Origin of the sequence: Gordoniibacillus kamchatkensis, assembly GCF_000829455.1 — a bacterium.
Lineage (GTDB): Bacteria > Bacillota > Bacilli > Paenibacillales > NBRC-103111 > Gordoniibacillus > Gordoniibacillus kamchatkensis.
The window spans coordinates 15,002-31,617 of sequence record NZ_JXAK01000017.1; the positions used below are offsets into that span (position 1 = coordinate 15,002).

The window sequence follows — 16,616 nt, forward strand, 5'->3', positions numbered from 1 at the left end:
GGCGTGCCGGTTTTTTTGCGCGTGCGCGATTGCTCTTAACGCTTAACGGGCGGACGGCACATGAGCGACAATGTTGACCACCTTGCCGAACGGATCGCGGACATAAAATCGCCGCACGCCCCAAGGCTCGTCGACGGGCCCGTATTGCGCCGGAAACCCGGCTTCCTCCATGCGTCCAAGGGCAGCGTCGACGTCATCGACTTCAATCGATAAATCGGGTACAGGCGTGCCTGAACCTCCCTGCGAGGCGAAGCTGATTTGGACGGCCATCTCCTCTTGCGAACCGTAAGTGGCGATCCAGCCGTGATCCATCAACACTTCGAGGCCAAGCACGTCTTGATAAAAGCGTTTGGCTGCCGCGATATTCGGCGTATCGATATTGGCGACGATTCGTTTGACCTTCATATTTTGGCCTCCTTCCGAACTATCGATTTTATTTGTAGGCTGCGACTTCAAAGCCACTTTTGCATATTTAAGTCCCCACTTCGCCGATCCTTCTCATCATCTATTGCTAACAATCCGCTTATATTTGTGTACCCGCCGTCTAAACTCACATCGAGCAGACTAAAAAAGCAAAAACCGCCGTAGAGATGGAAAGCAAAGTTCCTACAATAAATCCTAAAATGAATTATTTCAAATTCTCAGCTCCTCGACAATCAAAATATCGGCTTAGCGCTACGCCACGCTCCTGTTCATTCTAAGGAGACGGGTTCTATAAAAGAAATCACTGTATAGGACAGACGCATAAAGCTTGAAAAAAGTTCCAGTTCCATAATGCTTATTGTGATTTTTTAGACGGGCGGCGTCACAGATCAGAGACGAGCAAGTATACTGCCCGTTGACTTAATGAAGAAAAACAACAACAAAGCTCAAGATTTTAAATAATTGTAAGGCACTTGACAAAAGTAAGCTGTATTCCATATAATCAATTACGGAAAGATAAGACGCTTTACAAAAGTAAGTAAAGAGCATCGTAAAATAGGAGGAGAAAACCTATGGCAACCGTTAATTTGGCAATCGTGTACTACAGTTCAACCGGAACCAACTATAAAATGGCGCAAATGGCGGCCGATGCTGCGAAACAAGCCGGCGCGGAAGTGCGTGTGCTCAAAGTTCAGGAGCTGGCGCCCGAATCCGTCATCGCGTCCAATCCGGCTTGGAAGGCGCACGTCGAAGAGACGAAGCATATACCGGTCGTTACTCCGGAAGACATCGTATGGGCCGACGCCATCTTGTTCAGCACACCGACCCGCTTCGGCAATATCGCGTCGCAAATGAAGCAATTTCTGGACACAACCGGCGGAATTTGGTTCCAAGGCAAGACGGCCAACAAAGTAGTCAGCGCCATGACTTCGGCGCAAAACGCGCATGGCGGCCAGGAAATGACGATTCTCTCCCTTTACACGACGATGTATCATTGGGGAGCGATCGTAGTGGCTCCGGGCTATACGGACCAATCGATTTTCGCCGCCGGCGGAAATCCGTACGGAACGAGCGCCACAGTTGACCAAAACGGAACGATTACGGGAGATATCTCCGGTGCGGTAGCCCACCAAACGAAGCGAGTCGTAACGGTTGCAGGATGGGTGAAAAATGGGCTGAATGCCTAAACGGCATATCGTCCGCAAAATCCAGGCAAAGAGCCTGCAGCATAAAACCAAAGGATGGCCTTGCGCATCCTTTGGTTTTATTTTTTTTGCGGCAATGCTGCTACATTTGACCGCAGGCGAACGTCTTACATGGTGAAAGGAGAGGAAGCCGGTGAATGAATCGAAGGTGCCTTTGTTTCAAGCGGTGTTCCGCGACCATTATGCCGTCGTCGTGCGCAAGCTCATCCAGCTCGTCGGCGATCGGGCGACGGCCGAAGATTTGGCGCAGGACGTGTTCCTGAAGCTGTATCGCAGCCCGCCGGATGATTTGCAGCGCGTCGGCGCCTGGCTGCACCGGGTGCTGACGACAACCGCTTACGATTATTTGCGGCAAGCGAACCGGCGAAAGCGGCTGCAGGAAAAGGAGCTGGCGTTTGCCGGCGCTAACGAACCGTCCTCGCCTTCGAACGAAGACGTGGCGCTGCACAATTGGGAGAAAGAGCTCGTCACACGTGCGCTCGGCAAGCTTTCCGCCAGAGACCGCGAGGCGCTGCTGCTGCGGCAGCGAGGATATTCATACGAAGAGATAGCGGGACGAATCGGCGTGAGGCCGGCGATTGTCGGGCCGCTGCTCAGCCGCGCGGAAGACCGGCTGAAGCGGCACTATTTTACGGAGGAGGGCATCGTACAATGACGGAACGAGCAACGCGCATCGATGTTGACGCGGCATGGCGCCGCTTCGAACAGCGCGCGCAGGGAGTAGAGCCGGCGGCCGTGTGGCTGGAAAGGCCGGTGCCAACAGAAGCGGCAGCGCTGGAGACAGTAAAGCAGGAGCGAGCAGGCCATGTGGAACGAATGGCAGCTTCGACTCAGCCTGAGGCGGAACGGCCCTTCACCAAGAACAAGCTTCGTTATCGCCCGTGGCTCGCCGCGGCGCTAGCAGCCGGCCTTACCGTCGGACTGTTCACGACGAGCTGGGGAGATAAGGCGCTGGCGGCCATGCTGCAGACGTTCCGCGTCCGGCATTTGACCGGTGTGGCGATCGGCCAGGAAGATTGGGACAAGGTGACGCAAGCGCTGCAGCAGGGCGGGGTGTCCGCGCAGGAACTGAGCCTCGACAAGTTCGGGACCGTATCCGCAAAAGGCGGCGGCGAACCTAGCCGCATGACGCTAGCCGAGGCGTCCAAGGCGATCGGCGTACCGGTCAAACTGCTGCCCGGACAACAGGCGGAGCAAGTGAAAGACGTGCTTGTCGTGCCGCAAACGGAGTTTACGCTCCTTCTTCATGTCGACGAAGTCAATCGCATGCTGAACCGGCTCGGCGCCAAAACAACGTTCCCGGCCGCCGTCGACGGACAGCCTATCGCCGGCATACTGCCGCAATCCGTGCAAGTGTCGGACTACGGCGGCGGCGCGAATCGCGCCGGGACGCGGTCGCTGCTCCAGATGAAGCAGCCGCAGCTTGACGTGCCTGGCAACATCGATGTCGAGCAGGTGCGCAAAGCGGTGTTGGATTTGCCGTTTTTGCCCGCCGACGCGCGGCGCAAGCTCGAAGGAGCGGCGGATTGGCGGCAAACGCTGTTCGTGCCGGTGAACGGCAAGTCCGGTGAGACGCGAATCGGCGGCCGCGAAGTCATTTACACCGGATCGGGGCAATGGCGCGCCGCCATATGGCTTGACGGCGAATGGCTGTACCATTTGAACGGAGCGTACGAATCCGACGATGCTTTGCTGCACGATGTGAAGGAGATTATCGGTTCATGACAGCATTGCTCGAAACTCGCGATTTGACCAAGCGTTACGGCTCCCGCAGGGGCTGCCAGCATGTAACGCTGCAAGTGCGGCCGGGCCGTATTTTCGGCTTGCTGGGGCCGAACGGGGCAGGCAAGAGCACGTTCGTGAAAATGATCGTCGGCCTGCTCCGCCCGACTTCGGGCGAGGCGTACATTCAAGGCTTCCCGTGCGGCAGCGTGGAGGCGAACAAACGGCTCGGTTATTTGCCGGAGCTGTTCCGGTATCCGGATTGGCTCACGGCGGCGGAAGTGCTGCGGTTCCAGGCGAAGCTTGCCGGGATGGCCCCGGGGGCGATGGAGAGCCGCGCCTGCGAGGTGCTGAAGCTGGTGGGACTAACGAAGCACGCCGGCGTCCGGGTGCGTCTGTTCTCAAAAGGAATGCAGCAGCGGCTGGGCATCGCGAACGCCCTGCTGCACGACCCGGAGCTCGTGCTGCTCGACGAACCGTCCTCGGCGCTCGACCCGATCGGCAGGCACGATATCCGGGAGCTGCTGAAAACGCTTCGGGAACACGGCAAAACGGTATTCCTCAATACTCATCTGCTGGAAGACGTGGAAGCGTTATGCGACGAAGTGGCTTTCCTGCACGAAGGCGAGCTGAGAGCGACAGGCCCGCTGGAGCGGCTGCTATACGGAAGCCGCGGCTGGGAGCTGCATGTCGGCGGCTGGTGGCCGGAGGCGGCGCAGAGCGCGATTCGCGAGCTCGGCGACGTTTTTCGCCTGCAGGTTGTCCGGGAGGACCGTTCCGGTACGGCGGTGCTGTCCGTCGAAGAGATCAACCGGGAGCAGCTCGGCTTGCTCAACGGTTGGCTCGTCGGGCAGGGAATGACGTTATATGAAGCGCATAGACGGAAATCCGGGTTGGAGAGCTGGTTCCTGAACATGATGCAGGCAGAGGGGAAGGAAGGGCGATGAGACTTGGCGAGCTGCTGCGCGATTGGGCTATTTGGATCGCCTATACGGGGAAGGAGCTGACCCGCAAGCGGGTCATCGTCGTCACGCTCATATTATCGCTGTGCTACTTGGCTTTGTTCGCGGCTGCCTTCATGCAGCTTGCGCCACGGGCGAGCGACGGGCAGGACGCGCTGGGCCAGTCGATCTTTGCGCTCGGTATCGTGCTGCTCGGTCTGTATTCGTCGCAGATGGTCGTCGCATTCTTCGTCCTGTTCTCGACGATGGGCTCGATCTCGGGGGAAATCGAGAGCGGCTTGCTGCTCACCGTACTGTCCAGGCCGGTCCCGCGCTGGCACATCTACGTTGGCAAATGGATAGGCTTCGCGTTCTGGTCGCTGCTTTATACGGCGATTTTGTTCTGGGGCATTATCGCCGTCGTCGCCATGAAGCTGCACGTTCCGGTTGAACCCGCTGCGCTGTGGAGAGCTTTTGCGCTGTACGAGCTGATCCCGCTCGCCCTGGTCAGCTTGTCGCTGTGCGCTTCGTCGTATTTGCCGATGCTCGGCACCGGCATTATGACGGCGCTCGTGTACGGGCTCGGCTCGTTTGCCGGGATGCTGGAGCGGTTTTACGCGATGCCGGGCATTTCGCAGCATGCGGGCATCGAAAAATTCGGCCTTGCCGCCAGCCTCATCATGCCGGCGGACGCCGTGTACCGGCGCGTGACGTATGAATTGATCGGTTTCGGCGACATGCCGTTCGGGGAGCAGATCAGCCGGACGCTGGGGCCGTTCGGCGTCTCGGACGTTCCGAGCGCAACCTTCATCGCGTATACGATCTTCTATACGGGAGCGCTGCTGGTGTGGGGCGCGATTCACTTTACGCGAAGGGATGTGTAGGTCGTTTAACGAACAGCCATTCAAGATTCCATGCTGCCGACGAGTTTGTAGCCGCGGCCGCGAACCGCTTCGATGCGTATGCCGTCGAAAGGCCGGAATTTCTTGCGGATGCTGCTGACATACACATCCACTTTGCGGCAGCTTTTGGGATTGACTGCGGGACCTAACAGATGGGCCAGATCGTTTTTGGAAACGACGGCCCCTTTGTGCTCGGCGAGGCGAAGCAGCAATTCAAATTCTTTCGAAGGAAGCGTCAGCTTCGTGCCGCTAACGCTCACCTCATATTTCTCCGGGAAAATATGAAGATTCCCCACCTCGATTGCCGTTTCCTCTGCAAGAGCTGGAAACGGCTCTTCTTCCATGCAACATTTCCTGCCCCGACGAAGAATGGCGTAAATTCGCGCCAGGAAATGCTCTACCCCGAACGGCTTCACGATATAATCTTCGGCTCCCGATCGCAGGCACGCGGCGATATCGGCCTCATTCGGGTTGCTGGAAAGAACAAGAATCGGAACGTCAATAAGACATTGCTGCAAGGAATGCATGAATATTGAAAATTCGTCTGCTGCATGATCGATATCGCACACGGCCATGTCGTAAAGTCTCTTTTTCAATTCGCTCAAGCCGGACGACCCCCGATTTACGCAGGTGACCGAATATCCCTCTTGAGCGAGCGGATACGATAAAAGCGAAGCGATACTAGGATCGTGTTCAATGACCAATATTCGATACGGCAACGTTTCGTCCGCCCGCCTTTCTGGTAGAATGGGAGTATACGCAAAGTATAGGCGCCGCATGAACGGATTTCATGAATCTATTGTAAACTTTGCCTGCCTGGAGACGAGTGGATCTTATGAAGGAAATTTTACTGGTGGAAGATGAGGAGCAGTTTGCCCGGTTCATAGAGTTGGAATTGCGCCATGAGGGCTTCAGCGTGTCGTGCGCTTTTGACGGGGAAAGCGGGCTAAGGCTGGCGACATCGAAACAATGGAGCTTGATTTTGCTGGATGTCATGCTGCCCGGGATCGACGGTGTTGATTTATGCCGCATGATTCGGATGACGAGCCAGACGCCCGTCATTATGATTACGGCGCGGGACGCGATAACGGACCGGATCCGCGGTCTGGGGAGCGGGGCGGACGATTACATTCCGAAGCCGTTCGCCATCGGGGAGTTATTAGCCCGCATGAGGGCCATTTTCCGCAGGATTGAGAGAGCGGAACCCGATGCCGCGGTGCTTACGTATCGGGATATTACGCTTAACGAGGATACGATGACCGTCCGCATAGGAGAACGCAAGGCTGAACTTACGAAACGCGAGTTCGATATTTTTAAAATGTTCATGCGGCATCCCGGCGAAGCGCTGTCTCGCGATCGTATCCTCGACGAGATATGGGGAGCGAACGATCAGGTCGAAGCGAATATCGTGGACGTCTATATCCGCCACATCCGGCTCAAGCTCCAACATGCCGGAAAGACGGACTGCATCCATACGGTATGGGGAGTGGGGTACTGCTTGCAATGAAGTTCAGATACCGGATCGCCCGGCTTCGTCTGCCGCTAAAGGTCAAGCTGCTGCTGGCGGCAGCGCTCCTGATGGCGGGCTTGTTCTTCGCCTACAACCTCGTTCAATATGTCGTATTAAAAGAGTGGATGCTGAACCTGGAGAAGACGTCGATCCAGCACATGATGGTGGAGCTCCAGGATCATTTCGCCAATAGCGAACTGAACGAAGATCCCGATCTTCTCGACCGCCACAAAAGATTCATCGAGAGCATTAATCAAAACAATCAATTGGTCCGTGTGCTCGATTCGGCCGCAAAGCCGCTGCTTGTCGTTGCCGACAGCGTTCCGGAGGAATGGGTTCCGCCGGCGGCGGCAGTGAGGCAGCAGCTGACCAGCGTAACTTACGGCCGGCAGCGGCTGCTCGTTCTTCGCAGTCCGCTCGATACTCCCCGTTTTCACGGTACGATCGAAATCGTCAACAATTTGGAATCGTTCGGAAAGCTCCATAACGCGGTGCTGACGGTGATGTTGATCGGCGGAGGAGTCGCGCTCGGGATCAGCGGCTTGGGCGGATGGCTCGTGGCAAGGCAACTGCTCCGGCCTGTGCAAAGCTTGGCGGACGCGATGCGGCGTGCGAAAGAAAACGGCTTGCAGGAGCGGGTCGGCCATGTGAGCGATGGTGATGAGCTGTCGCAGCTGGCGTCATTGTATAACGGACTGATGGATCAGGTTGAAGGTTCGTTTCGGCAGCAGCGGCAGTTCGTCGAAGACGCATCCCACGAGCTGAAAACGCCGATTGCCATTATGGAAGGGCATCTTTCCATGCTGCAGCGGTGGGGCAAGAGCGATCCTTCCATATTGGAGGAGTCGCTTCAAACGTCGCTTGGGCAGCTGGCGCGGCTCAAAGGCATCATGCAAGAATTGCTCGATCTGACGCGGGCTGAAACCGTAAAGCCTCTTTGCGACGTTCAGCCCCTGCGGATTTATGACGCCGTATTCAACACAGTCGAGAGCCTTAAGGCGCTATATCCGGATTTCAGCTTCGAAGCGGACTTGACGGGACTGATCGGAGCGGAGGTGCGTATCGAGCAGAGGCATCTGGAGCAAATTCTTCTCATCGTGCTCGATAATGCGGTCAAATATTCGGCGGAACGCAAGCGCATTGCCGTTACAGGCGGGACGCTCGCCGGAAAAGCCGAGATCGCGATTCAAGATCAGGGCATAGGCATCGAGGCGGAGCATATTCCTCATCTGTTCGACCGTTTCTACCGCGTGGACAAGGCGAGAACCCGCGAGCGAGGCGGCACCGGGCTCGGATTGTCGATCGCCAAGCGGCTTGTAGAAAACTATGCGGGGACAATCCGGATCGCCAGCAAGCCCGGCGACGGGACGACGGTCCGGATCACGCTGCCTGCCGCCGCCGGCCGATAAACCGGATTTACATTATTTACACATTTACTTAAAAAAGCTTTCATGATTGAAAGGGCATGCACCTCTTATGATAGATACGATTTCTATTCATCTTTCAGGAGGCGCGCATGAAAAAAACAATCGTCAATCTCACCGCAACTGCAGCATTGACAGCCAGTTTGCTCGTTCCTTTCGCCGGCGCTCAAGCCGCGGTCACGGACGCGGCCAGCACTGCCACCACATCGCCGATCAAGCACTTGGTCGTGATTTATCAGGAAAACCGTTCCTTTGACAACTACTTCGGCACCTACCCGAACGCTCCAGGGTTCAAGGCTCTTCCCGGCACTCCGAAAGCGGAAGGCATTCCGGACGGCTCCTATAACCTTGACGAAAAAGGCAATAAAGTAGCTCCGTTCCTGTTCTCTAACGAAGAATTGCAAACGCCGGACGTCAACCACGGCTTCGACGATATGGAGAAAGCGGCGAACGGCGGCAAAATGGACGGTTTCTACATGGCTTCCGAGAACCATGCCAAAGGCACCGGCCGCATCGCGATGGGCTACTACGATTACAACGCACTGCCCGCTTATTGGCAGTACGCGCAGCATTTCAGCATGGCTGACCATTTCTTCCAGCCTATCTTCGGTCCGTCTACACCGGGTGCTCTGTACTTGATTGCGGCGCAATCCGGCAATGCCGGCAATCCAATGAAGGGCGATCCGGTTCCGGCTTATGGCCCGCTCGGCGGCGACGGCGGCAAACGCTGGGAACCGCTCACTTACAAAAATATCGGTGACGAGCTGAGCGCCAAAGGCGTTACTTGGGGCTGGTATCAAGGCGGATGGGCCGCAGCGGACGCCTCTTACTCTTCGCATCACAACCCGTTCCAATATTTTGCCAACTATACCAATTACGCCGGCAATTTGAAGGACTACAACGATTTGAAAAAAGATCTCGACAGCCATACGCTGCCGGCGGTTACGTACGTGAAAGGGGCTTACGGCGACGACGAGCACCCGGGTCTCGGCAACCAGAGCACGCCGACGGCGGAAAATTTCTCCGTGGAAACGATTAACGACATTATGAAGAGCGATTATTGGAAAGATACGGCGATCATCATTACGTACGACGAGTCGGGCGGTTATTGGGATCATGTCGCGCCGCCGCAGCTGCAGCCAAGTCCGGACGGATTGCATGGCGCCGGTCCGCGCATTCCGACCATCGTCATTTCCCCGTATTCGAAGCGCAACTATGTGGGGCACGAGCAGTACGACACGACGTCAATTTTGAAATTCATCGAATGGAACTGGGGCGTAGATGCGTTGAATAACCGCGATGCGAGCGCGAACAACTTGCTGGACCTGTTCGATTTCGAGCATCCGAACTTTGCGCCTTACATGTATCAATTGCAGCCGATTCGTTCGAACGCGTTCGGAACGGCGGCTTCCGTACAGTTCAACAACGCTCCGTTGGCGCAAACGATTAATGGCGAATATGCATTTTACGATAACAATAAGGACGTCATGATTCCGATTACGGACATCGCCCGCAGCTTGAACGCCGATGTATCTTACGACGCAAGCACGATGACGGTGACCTTGGCTTACAATAATCACAAGGCAAACCTGAAGCTCTATTCGGATCAAGCGGCGGCAGATGGTGCGAGCGTAACGCTGGAAAAACCGATTTGGGTCAGCAAGACGAGCCACGGCTACATCTCTTTGAAAGCCGTGCACAATTTGCCAGGTTTGTCGGTTGACCAGACAGCGAACGGAACCCCCGTTATTCAAACGAAATAATGTTGTGATAGAACATAAAACGGAGCCGCGACCCGCGCGCTCCGTTTTATGTTCACATGCGCAGCGGCGCGCGGGATCATGCTCAAAGGTTGCCGGCAATCGCGGCAAGCGCCTCTTCCCAGCGCAGCTTCATCTGTTCCCTTGCAGCCATGTCGGCCAGCTTCTCCTGATGAAAGCTGATCGTCGTTCGTCCCGAATGGCTCGGAATCAGGCGGATTTGCAGCGTGGAAGGTCCCGGCCATTCCGGCTTGCGCCACGTGAGGCGAAGCTGCTCGCCGGGCTTCACGACGCGCATTTCGCCGCTGATCCCGTCGTCGGTCACGTAAGTTTGCCCGGGAGTTAACGGCAGCTCGCGAAGCTGTCCGATCCAAAGGGGAAGCCCTTCGGCGGATGTCAGCAAAGCCCAGGCTTGCTCCTGCGATACCGGCAGCGTGCGCCTTACGCCGATTTGGAAGCCGGCGCCGGCGGTGAGGCCGACCGGCCGGGCGGGAGCCGCCCCGGTGTCGGGTGAATTTGACGAGGTAGACATATGAATCCTCCTATGTACTGCTACATCATTTTTGTGTGGGGTGCGACTCTCCGGCCTAAGGCGTCCGCAGCTGCAGCCGCTCAGACCATCCGGTTCTCTCGCGCTGCTCACGGTTCGCCCCGGGTGTTAACGGAACAATGTTCCGTTAAATGCTTGATTTCCCGCTATTTCCCAGAATTAGCGGAACGAAAGTACGTTATTTGCCCGCAGATGATAGGCCAACGCATCAATCGACCCGCAAACGCCCCCAATAGCGGAACGGAGATCCGTTAACTTGTTCCAATCATCCTCATTTTCACAAATAACGGAACTTGGTTCCGTTATGCCTTCGCGTAAGCGGCTGGACCTCGGTACAGGCTCGGTTTATGAACTATTTAGTGCGGCATTGTGCAGCGGACACACCAAGTAGAGCGCGAATTCCCAGAACTTATGTTCGATGGTACTCATCATCATACCACGATTTGGCGCAGGGAGCAACGTTCCTTTCCTGTACGTGCCTGCCGGAAGCGTGGGCCATCCCGCGCGGGGGCGGAGGCGTTTTGCCGGGGGGCCTCGTTTCTAGTATACTAGTGGAGGATAACTATGCCGTCAAGGAGGCTTCCCTGTTCATGAGTCATTGGATGCTGTTTCTTCACATCGTAGGCGCGCTTGCGATGGGTTTCTATTTTCTGCTGCCGTTTCTTGTCTCCCGCGCGGGCAAAATGAGCGGCGCCGCTCAAGCCGGTTACGCCGCGGTGCTGCGCTCGGCGAACCGGATCGCGCAGTTCGTGCTGCTGTTCGAATTTTTGACCGGAGGTTACCTGGTCAGCAAATATTCGTATTCGCCGCTGTGGCTCATTCTCGTTCTGGTATTCGTCGTCGCGCTTGGAGCGGTGACCGGCATACTCGGCGTCCGTCTGAAGAAGCTCGGCGAAGCCGCCGAAGCGAACGGAACCGTTACGCCTCACCAAAGCAGCTCGCTGGCGCTAAGCTGGATATCGGCCGTGTTCCTGCTCGTTATCGTGTACCTGATGAACAATATCGGCGCGATTTGACTCCCGCCACCCGAAAAAGCCGTTGTTTTCCGCAGTAGCGGGGAACAACGGCTTTTTTGCGCTTCATGCGAACCCCTCTGGAAAAAGTTGACGTCCCCGTTATAATAGAGAAAACGTCGCCGCGTGCCGGCCGCCATACCCCTGACCGGAGGGAACTCAGTGAAACCGACATTCAACCCGCAGCTGTACGTCTATCAAAAGATCATTATCGTATTTACCGCCTTGCTGCTGCCTGTTTATTTCATCAACCTATGGATGAACTACATGGGCACGTCGCTCGTCAAAAACGAATATTCCAAGTCGATCGTGTCCAATGTCCAGTTTTACTCGCAGCAGCTGGGCGATCAGATCTCGTTTATCCGCAAGCAGCAGCTGCAGCTGATGAACGATTCCGATTTGCAGAAGCTCGGCTTTCTGGGCAGGACGCTGGAAGGCTTCGAAGAGGTGCGGCTTGTGGACAGCATCAGGGAGCGGCTGGTGTCGATTCAAAACTCGACGGACTACATCGTGAATACCGGCGTATACGTCAAATCGTTCGAGCGGACGATATCGACCCGCAGCGGCGTATCGGCGCTTACGGGCGACGAATGGCGGACGGTCGAAGCTTTTACCCGGAGCAAGCCGAAACCGTCCGTGTTTGCGGACGGCGGAAGCCTGTTTTTTGTCGAATCGTCCAACAATTCCAGCATCGTCAGCTATGTGGAGCTGTCCAAGGAGAAGCTGCAAGACTCGATAAAGCGGCTCATCGATTATTACAAAGACGCGGGTGCGGCGCTGGCCGACGACGAGTTCGCTTTCCCGGTAGCTCCTACGCCGGGTTTTCATACGGATTTGGGGCAAAGCATGCGGGCTATGGCGTCTTGCGCCAACGGGATCGAACCGGGCGGCATACTCAGCCTGCAAAGCGGCAACAAGAGCTATTGGGGCTCGTGCAGCCGTATCGGGGCGCTCGGACTGACTTTGTACACATACGTGAATCAGAACGAAGTAACCGGGCCGCTCAAGCAATTCAGCGTCTGGTTCGTGCTGCTGTCCATCGTGTCCATCGGCATCGTCGTCGTGTTCTCGCTGTCGATTCACCATATAATCCACAAGCCTGTCAAAAAGCTGATCGAAGCGTTCCGCAAAGTCGAAACCGACCATTTGCAATCTGCCGTCAGACCGCAGGAGCTGAGTGAATTTCATTATTTGTACCGCAGCTTCGACAAAATGATGGAAAAGCTCAACCTGCAGATCGAGCAAAACTACGAGCAAAAAATCGCCCTGCAGCACGCCGAGCTGAAGCAGCTGCAGTCGCAAATCAATCCGCACTTTCTGTACAACAGCTTTTACAACATTTACCGGCTGTGCAAAAGCGGTGACTTCGGCACGGTAGCGGCCCTCGCGCAAAAGCTCGGCAGCTACTACCAATTCATTACGAGAAGCGGTGCGGACGAAGTGCCGCTTGCCAAGGAGTACCGCCATGCGATGGATTATGCCGAAATCCAGGGCATCCGCTTCTCGAACCGGATTACGGTCGAGGAGGAGGGCGTGCCCGCTGCGGCCGCGCAGCTTCCGGTGCCGAGGCTGATCGTGCAGCCGGTCATTGAAAACGCTTTCGAGCATGCGTTGGAAAACAGCGTGGCGGGCGGATTCATTCGCGTCTCGGTCACGTACGCGGATGGCAAGCTGTGCATCTCCGTCGAAGACAGCGGGGAGAGCTTGACGGACGAGGCGTTGTCTCAGCTTCAAGAGAAGCTGGCAGCCTCCAGCGCGCAGCAGGAGAAGACCGGCATTTTGAACGTGTGCAGGCGGCTTCGTTTGAATTACGGCGAGGAAAGCGGCGTGTTCGTCTCGCGCAGCCGCTACGGCGGGCTGAAAGCGGACATCGTCATTTGTCATGGACGGGGTGGAGGAGATTCCGATGTATAGATTGCTTATCGTGGACGACGAGCCGGCCATTGTGGACGGGCTTGTGCTCCTGTTTCAAGAGCGCGAAGATCTCGATCTGGACATTTGCAACGCGAATTCCGCAGTGGAAGCGATCGAGCTTATCAAGAAAACGAAAATCGACGTCGTGCTCAGCGATATTCGGATGCCCGGCAAGAGCGGGCTGCAAATGATCGAGGATATCGTTCATTATTGGCCTTCCTGCAAAATCATATTTTTAACCGGGTACAGCGAATTTGACTTTGTGTACGAAGCAATTCAGCGCAACGTGGAAAATTACATCCTGAAAACGGAAGACGACGAAACGGTCGTCGCCGCCGTCAAGGAGGCGATCCGCAAAGTCGAAGAGGAAAGCAAGCGGCGAAGCTTGATCGACAAGGTCGGGGAACAGCTGAAGTTGACCGGGCAGCTGCTCAAAACGGAGTTCGTCAGGGCCCTGCTCGCCGGGGAGCCGGCACTGCCCCTTTTGGCGGAGGAACGGTTTGCCAGTTTGGCGCAGAGGCTCGACCGCGATGCGCCCGTGCTGCTCCTGTGCGGAACGGTTGACAACTGGCCGGAGGAATGGACGTTTGCCCGCAAGCAGGACGCTCTCTATGCGGTGCTGAACCGCTTCGAGCGAGATTTGCCGCCGTCGATTGCCGCCGAAGGGGCAGTTTGCGACCAGGCTGCGCTGCTGTGGCTTCTGCAGCCGGACGCAGCGGCAGGGGAGAGATTCCGGAGCGCAAGCGGCGGGATCGAGTTGGCCGGGACTGACTGGTACGTAAAAGGACTGCTCGAAGGAGTTCAGAACGACTGCTTCGCAGCGCATCAGGTCCCCGTTTCGTTCGCCATCTCGCGCGAAGCCGCCCGTTGGAACGACGTCGGCCGGGAGTTCGGCACGATGAAGACGGAGCTGAGCAAAAGGCTCGTTCCCGGCCAGCAGATGGCCGTTATCGACCTTGGTCTTCCGAACGCGCCGCTGTCGCCGCAGCCGCACTCCTGGCCGCTGCAGACCGAGCAGGAGCAAAAGCTCGCGCTTCTGCTCGACCGCATTCATCGCTTTATCCTGGGCAATCTGGGCGGGGACTTGTCTCTCGCGCGCATCGCCGAAGAAGTGTATTTCAACCCTTCGTATTTGTCGCGCTTCTATAAACAGCTAACCGGCCGCAACTTGTCGGATTTTATTCAAGCGGCCAAAACGGACGCTGCGGTAACGATGCTCGCCAATCCGAAATTGAAAATAGGGGAGATCGCCCAGCGTCTCGGCTTCGAATCGCCGTCCTATTTTACCGCCTTCTTCCGCAAAATGAAGGGCCTCACGCCCCAGGAGTACCGCGAAACGCTCAGATGGGAATGACTCCTCAGCGCCAACAAGTAAACAAAACAGAAGCAAGTAAAAATCGTTGGATTGTAAGCGTTCTCTCAAAAATTTACGATGGAATCTGTAGAGCCCGGGCCCTTTACAGCTTTGCAAAAAACGATGTTTCGGGGGGAGCGACGCGTGAAAATAAAGCTTTACGGCGGCCTGACGACCGCCATGATTCTAATGTCTTCGGTACTGGTTACCGCCTGCAGCGACAATTCCGGCAAGCAGGCTGCGGCGCCTGCGGCGTCCCAGCAGCAGCCGGCCGCTGCGAAAACGCCGGAAAAAGCGGATCCGTTCGGCAAATTCGCGCAGCCGGTCACCGTGACGCAGGTGCTCGGGTTCCGCCCGCCGGAAGATCCGAAGACGCCCAAAGGCATTACGCCGGAGCAGAACGGCTACTTGAAGCAGCTGAAAGATATGCTGAACATCGACGTGAAATATATGTGGACGGTGCCGACCGAGCAGTACGAGCAAAAGTTTTCGCTTGCCGTCGCTTCCGGCGACTTGCCCGACCTGATGGTCGTCGATCAGAAAATGTTCGAGAAGCTGTACGAGCAGGGCATGCTTGCGGACATTACCGATGCGTACAAAACGTATGCGTCCCCGACTTTGAAAAAGTATGTGGAAGGGGACGGCGGCTTCGCGCTCGGCATGTTTACCCGCGACGGCAAAATTTACGGCTTGCCGAGCTACGAGGATCCTTACATGTCCACGCAAATTATGTGGATCCGCACCGACTGGCTGAAAAACCTCGGACTCGAACCGCCGAAGACGATCGACGAGCTGGAGAAAGTCGCGGAAGCGTTCGTGAAGAACGATCCGGACAAAAACGGCAAAGCCGATACGTACGGTCTGGCGCTGCAGAAAAAACTGATTTTCTGGGGCTTCGATGCCAGAGGGCTGTTCAACTCGATGGGCGCTTATCCGACCGCATGGCTCAAGGGTAGTGACGGCAAGCTGATGGCCGGGGAAATTCAGCCGGAGACGAAGAACGTGCTGGCCAAGCTGCAATCGTGGTATCAGAAAGGCATTCTCGACAAGGAGTGGGCGCTCAAGGACGACCAGAAAGCGGTCGAAGATATCGTCGCCGGCAAAGTCGGCATCTCCTTCGGGGAATGGTGGTACCCGAATTGGCCGCTCAACCTGAACAAGGACAAAGACCCGAACGCGGAATGGAAGCCGTTCCCGCTGCCTTCTTTCGACGGCAAGCCGGGCAAGTCGCTCGTGAACAAAATACGGCTCAACAAAGTGGTCGTCGTGAACAAGAAGGCGAAACATCCGGAAGCCGTCATCAAGATGGCGAGCTTCTACAACGAGATGGAGCGGTCGAAGTACAAGGATATCAACAAGGCCGAGAACGGCTGGGTGTATAACTGGTACGAGCCGCGCATCTACAACCCGAACAACTTCGAGAACTTGTTCCAGGCGGTGAACGAAGCGGTCGCGAACAAGAAAGACAAGGTGGAGTCGGAGAAGGACGAGACGGTCATTCAAGGCGCGGACGAAGTGTTCAAGGCGGCGAAAGATTATTTGGCCGGCGACAAAAAGGCGTGGGGGCTGTATTTCAGCCGCGCTGCCGACGACGGCGGATGGGGGCTGACCCGCAAAATCCGCGACCAGAAGCTCGTCACGTTCAACGAATATTACGGCCCGGCTACTCCTACGCAGGTGGAAAAAGGGGCGTCGCTCGACAAGCTGATGGACGAAACGTTTACGAAAATTATCATGGGCTCCGCTCCGATCGACGAGTTCGACAAATACGTGAGCAGCTGGAAAAAGCTTGGCGGCGACGACATAACGAAGGAAATCAACGACTGGTACGCGAAAAACGCCAAGTAAAACAGCGCATAGCGAAGCGGGGGAGTACGCTAAGCGGCGTATGTCCCCCG

15 protein-coding genes are annotated in these 16,616 nt (G+C 56.4%); 12 read left to right on the top strand and 3 right to left on the bottom strand.

Annotation, left to right across the window (positions count from 1 at the left end):
* Window positions 1-42: 42 nt before the first annotated feature.
* Window positions 43-405, bottom strand: a complete 363-nt coding sequence (locus tag SD70_RS11480; RefSeq protein WP_041047717.1) for a VOC family protein — start codon at window positions 403-405, stop codon at window positions 43-45.
* Window positions 406-995: 590 nt separating this feature from the next.
* Between SD70_RS11480 and wrbA the strand changes: the two genes are divergently transcribed.
* From wrbA to SD70_RS11505, 5 genes are all read left to right on the top strand, one after another.
* Window positions 996-1,610: an NAD(P)H:quinone oxidoreductase type IV gene (wrbA, locus tag SD70_RS11485; protein WP_041047718.1), complete on the top strand. Its 615-nt coding sequence runs from the start codon at window positions 996-998 to the stop codon at window positions 1,608-1,610.
* A 151-nt stretch (window positions 1,611-1,761) separates the two neighbouring features.
* On the top strand, window positions 1,762-2,283 hold the full coding sequence (locus SD70_RS11490; protein WP_041047719.1) for a sigma-70 family RNA polymerase sigma factor: 522 nt from the start codon (window positions 1,762-1,764) through the stop codon (window positions 2,281-2,283).
* Complete coding sequence (locus SD70_RS11495; protein WP_041047720.1) at window positions 2,280-3,353, top strand: hypothetical protein; 1,074 nt, start codon at window positions 2,280-2,282, stop codon at window positions 3,351-3,353. The genes SD70_RS11490 and SD70_RS11495 overlap by 4 nt, the downstream gene beginning before the upstream one ends.
* The gene (locus tag SD70_RS11500; RefSeq protein ID WP_041047721.1) at window positions 3,350-4,297 is read left to right on the top strand and encodes an ABC transporter ATP-binding protein; all 948 of its coding nucleotides are present in this window, start codon (window positions 3,350-3,352) and stop codon (window positions 4,295-4,297) included. The genes SD70_RS11495 and SD70_RS11500 overlap by 4 nt, the downstream gene beginning before the upstream one ends.
* Window positions 4,294-5,175: an ABC transporter permease gene (locus SD70_RS11505; protein ID WP_041047722.1), complete on the top strand. Its 882-nt coding sequence runs from the start codon at window positions 4,294-4,296 to the stop codon at window positions 5,173-5,175. The genes SD70_RS11500 and SD70_RS11505 overlap by 4 nt, the downstream gene beginning before the upstream one ends.
* Before the next feature lie 20 nt (window positions 5,176-5,195).
* Here the strand turns inward: SD70_RS11505 and SD70_RS11510 are convergent, their stop codons facing one another.
* Window positions 5,196-5,972 carry a response regulator transcription factor gene (locus SD70_RS11510; RefSeq protein ID WP_082053276.1) on the bottom strand — a complete coding sequence of 259 codons (777 nt, stop codon included), beginning with the start codon at window positions 5,970-5,972 and terminating at the stop codon, window positions 5,196-5,198.
* Window positions 5,973-6,028: 56 nt separating this feature from the next.
* Here SD70_RS11510 and SD70_RS11515 point away from each other — a divergent pair, with 56 nt between their 5' ends.
* The 3 genes from SD70_RS11515 to SD70_RS11525 all read left to right on the top strand — a co-directional run bounded on the left by SD70_RS11515 (window position 6,029) and on the right by SD70_RS11525 (window position 9,890).
* Window positions 6,029-6,700, top strand: a complete 672-nt coding sequence (locus SD70_RS11515; RefSeq protein ID WP_041047724.1) for a response regulator transcription factor — start codon at window positions 6,029-6,031, stop codon at window positions 6,698-6,700.
* Window positions 6,697-8,112 (top strand): HAMP domain-containing sensor histidine kinase, encoded by a 1,416-nt coding sequence (locus tag SD70_RS11520; RefSeq protein WP_041047725.1) that lies wholly within the window; start codon window positions 6,697-6,699, stop codon window positions 8,110-8,112. The genes SD70_RS11515 and SD70_RS11520 overlap by 4 nt, the downstream gene beginning before the upstream one ends.
* Before the next feature lie 107 nt (window positions 8,113-8,219).
* Complete coding sequence (locus tag SD70_RS11525; protein ID WP_041047726.1) at window positions 8,220-9,890, top strand: alkaline phosphatase family protein; 1,671 nt, start codon at window positions 8,220-8,222, stop codon at window positions 9,888-9,890.
* A gap of 82 nt (window positions 9,891-9,972) precedes the next feature.
* Here the strand turns inward: SD70_RS11525 and SD70_RS11530 are convergent, their stop codons facing one another.
* Window positions 9,973-10,419, bottom strand: a complete 447-nt coding sequence (locus tag SD70_RS11530) for an SRPBCC family protein (protein ID WP_041047727.1) — start codon at window positions 10,417-10,419, stop codon at window positions 9,973-9,975.
* 608 nt (window positions 10,420-11,027) lie between these two features.
* Here SD70_RS11530 and SD70_RS11535 point away from each other — a divergent pair.
* The 4 genes from SD70_RS11535 to SD70_RS11550 all read left to right on the top strand — a co-directional run bounded on the left by SD70_RS11535 (window position 11,028) and on the right by SD70_RS11550 (window position 16,566).
* Entirely contained in the window at window positions 11,028-11,453 is a 426-nt protein-coding gene (locus tag SD70_RS11535; RefSeq protein ID WP_041047728.1) for a hypothetical protein, read from the top strand.
* 159 nt (window positions 11,454-11,612) lie between these two features.
* Window positions 11,613-13,364, top strand: a complete 1,752-nt coding sequence (locus tag SD70_RS11540) for a sensor histidine kinase (RefSeq protein ID WP_052487313.1) — start codon at window positions 11,613-11,615, stop codon at window positions 13,362-13,364.
* The gene (locus SD70_RS11545; RefSeq protein WP_041047729.1) at window positions 13,357-14,718 is read left to right on the top strand and encodes a response regulator transcription factor; all 1,362 of its coding nucleotides are present in this window, start codon (window positions 13,357-13,359) and stop codon (window positions 14,716-14,718) included. Before SD70_RS11540 ends, SD70_RS11545 begins: the two co-directional genes overlap by 8 nt.
* Before the next feature lie 144 nt (window positions 14,719-14,862).
* Entirely contained in the window at window positions 14,863-16,566 is a 1,704-nt protein-coding gene (locus tag SD70_RS11550; protein WP_231571162.1) for an extracellular solute-binding protein, read from the top strand.
* The last annotated feature ends 50 nt before the right edge of the window (window positions 16,567-16,616 follow it).

Bases quoted from the DNA above. Each gene is read 5' to 3' on its own strand.
- SD70_RS11510 (WP_082053276.1), bottom strand. From the start codon at position 5,972: ATGCGGCGCCTATACTTTGCGTATACTCCCATTCTACCAGAAAGGCGG.
- SD70_RS11530 (WP_041047727.1), bottom strand. From the start codon at position 10,419: ATGTCTACCTCGTCAAATTCACCCGACACCGGGGCGGCTCCCGCCCGG.
- SD70_RS11535 (WP_041047728.1), top strand. From the start codon at position 11,028: ATGAGTCATTGGATGCTGTTTCTTCACATCGTAGGCGCGCTTGCGATG.
- SD70_RS11480 (WP_041047717.1), bottom strand. From the start codon at position 405: ATGAAGGTCAAACGAATCGTCGCCAATATCGATACGCCGAATATCGCG.
- SD70_RS11495 (WP_041047720.1), top strand. From the start codon at position 2,280: ATGACGGAACGAGCAACGCGCATCGATGTTGACGCGGCATGGCGCCGC.
- SD70_RS11500 (WP_041047721.1), top strand. From the start codon at position 3,350: ATGACAGCATTGCTCGAAACTCGCGATTTGACCAAGCGTTACGGCTCC.
- SD70_RS11525 (WP_041047726.1), top strand. From the start codon at position 8,220: ATGAAAAAAACAATCGTCAATCTCACCGCAACTGCAGCATTGACAGCC.
- wrbA (WP_041047718.1), top strand. From the start codon at position 996: ATGGCAACCGTTAATTTGGCAATCGTGTACTACAGTTCAACCGGAACC.
- SD70_RS11520 (WP_041047725.1), top strand. From the start codon at position 6,697: ATGAAGTTCAGATACCGGATCGCCCGGCTTCGTCTGCCGCTAAAGGTC.
- SD70_RS11545 (WP_041047729.1), top strand. From the start codon at position 13,357: ATGTATAGATTGCTTATCGTGGACGACGAGCCGGCCATTGTGGACGGG.
- SD70_RS11515 (WP_041047724.1), top strand. From the start codon at position 6,029: ATGAAGGAAATTTTACTGGTGGAAGATGAGGAGCAGTTTGCCCGGTTC.
- SD70_RS11505 (WP_041047722.1), top strand. From the start codon at position 4,294: ATGAGACTTGGCGAGCTGCTGCGCGATTGGGCTATTTGGATCGCCTAT.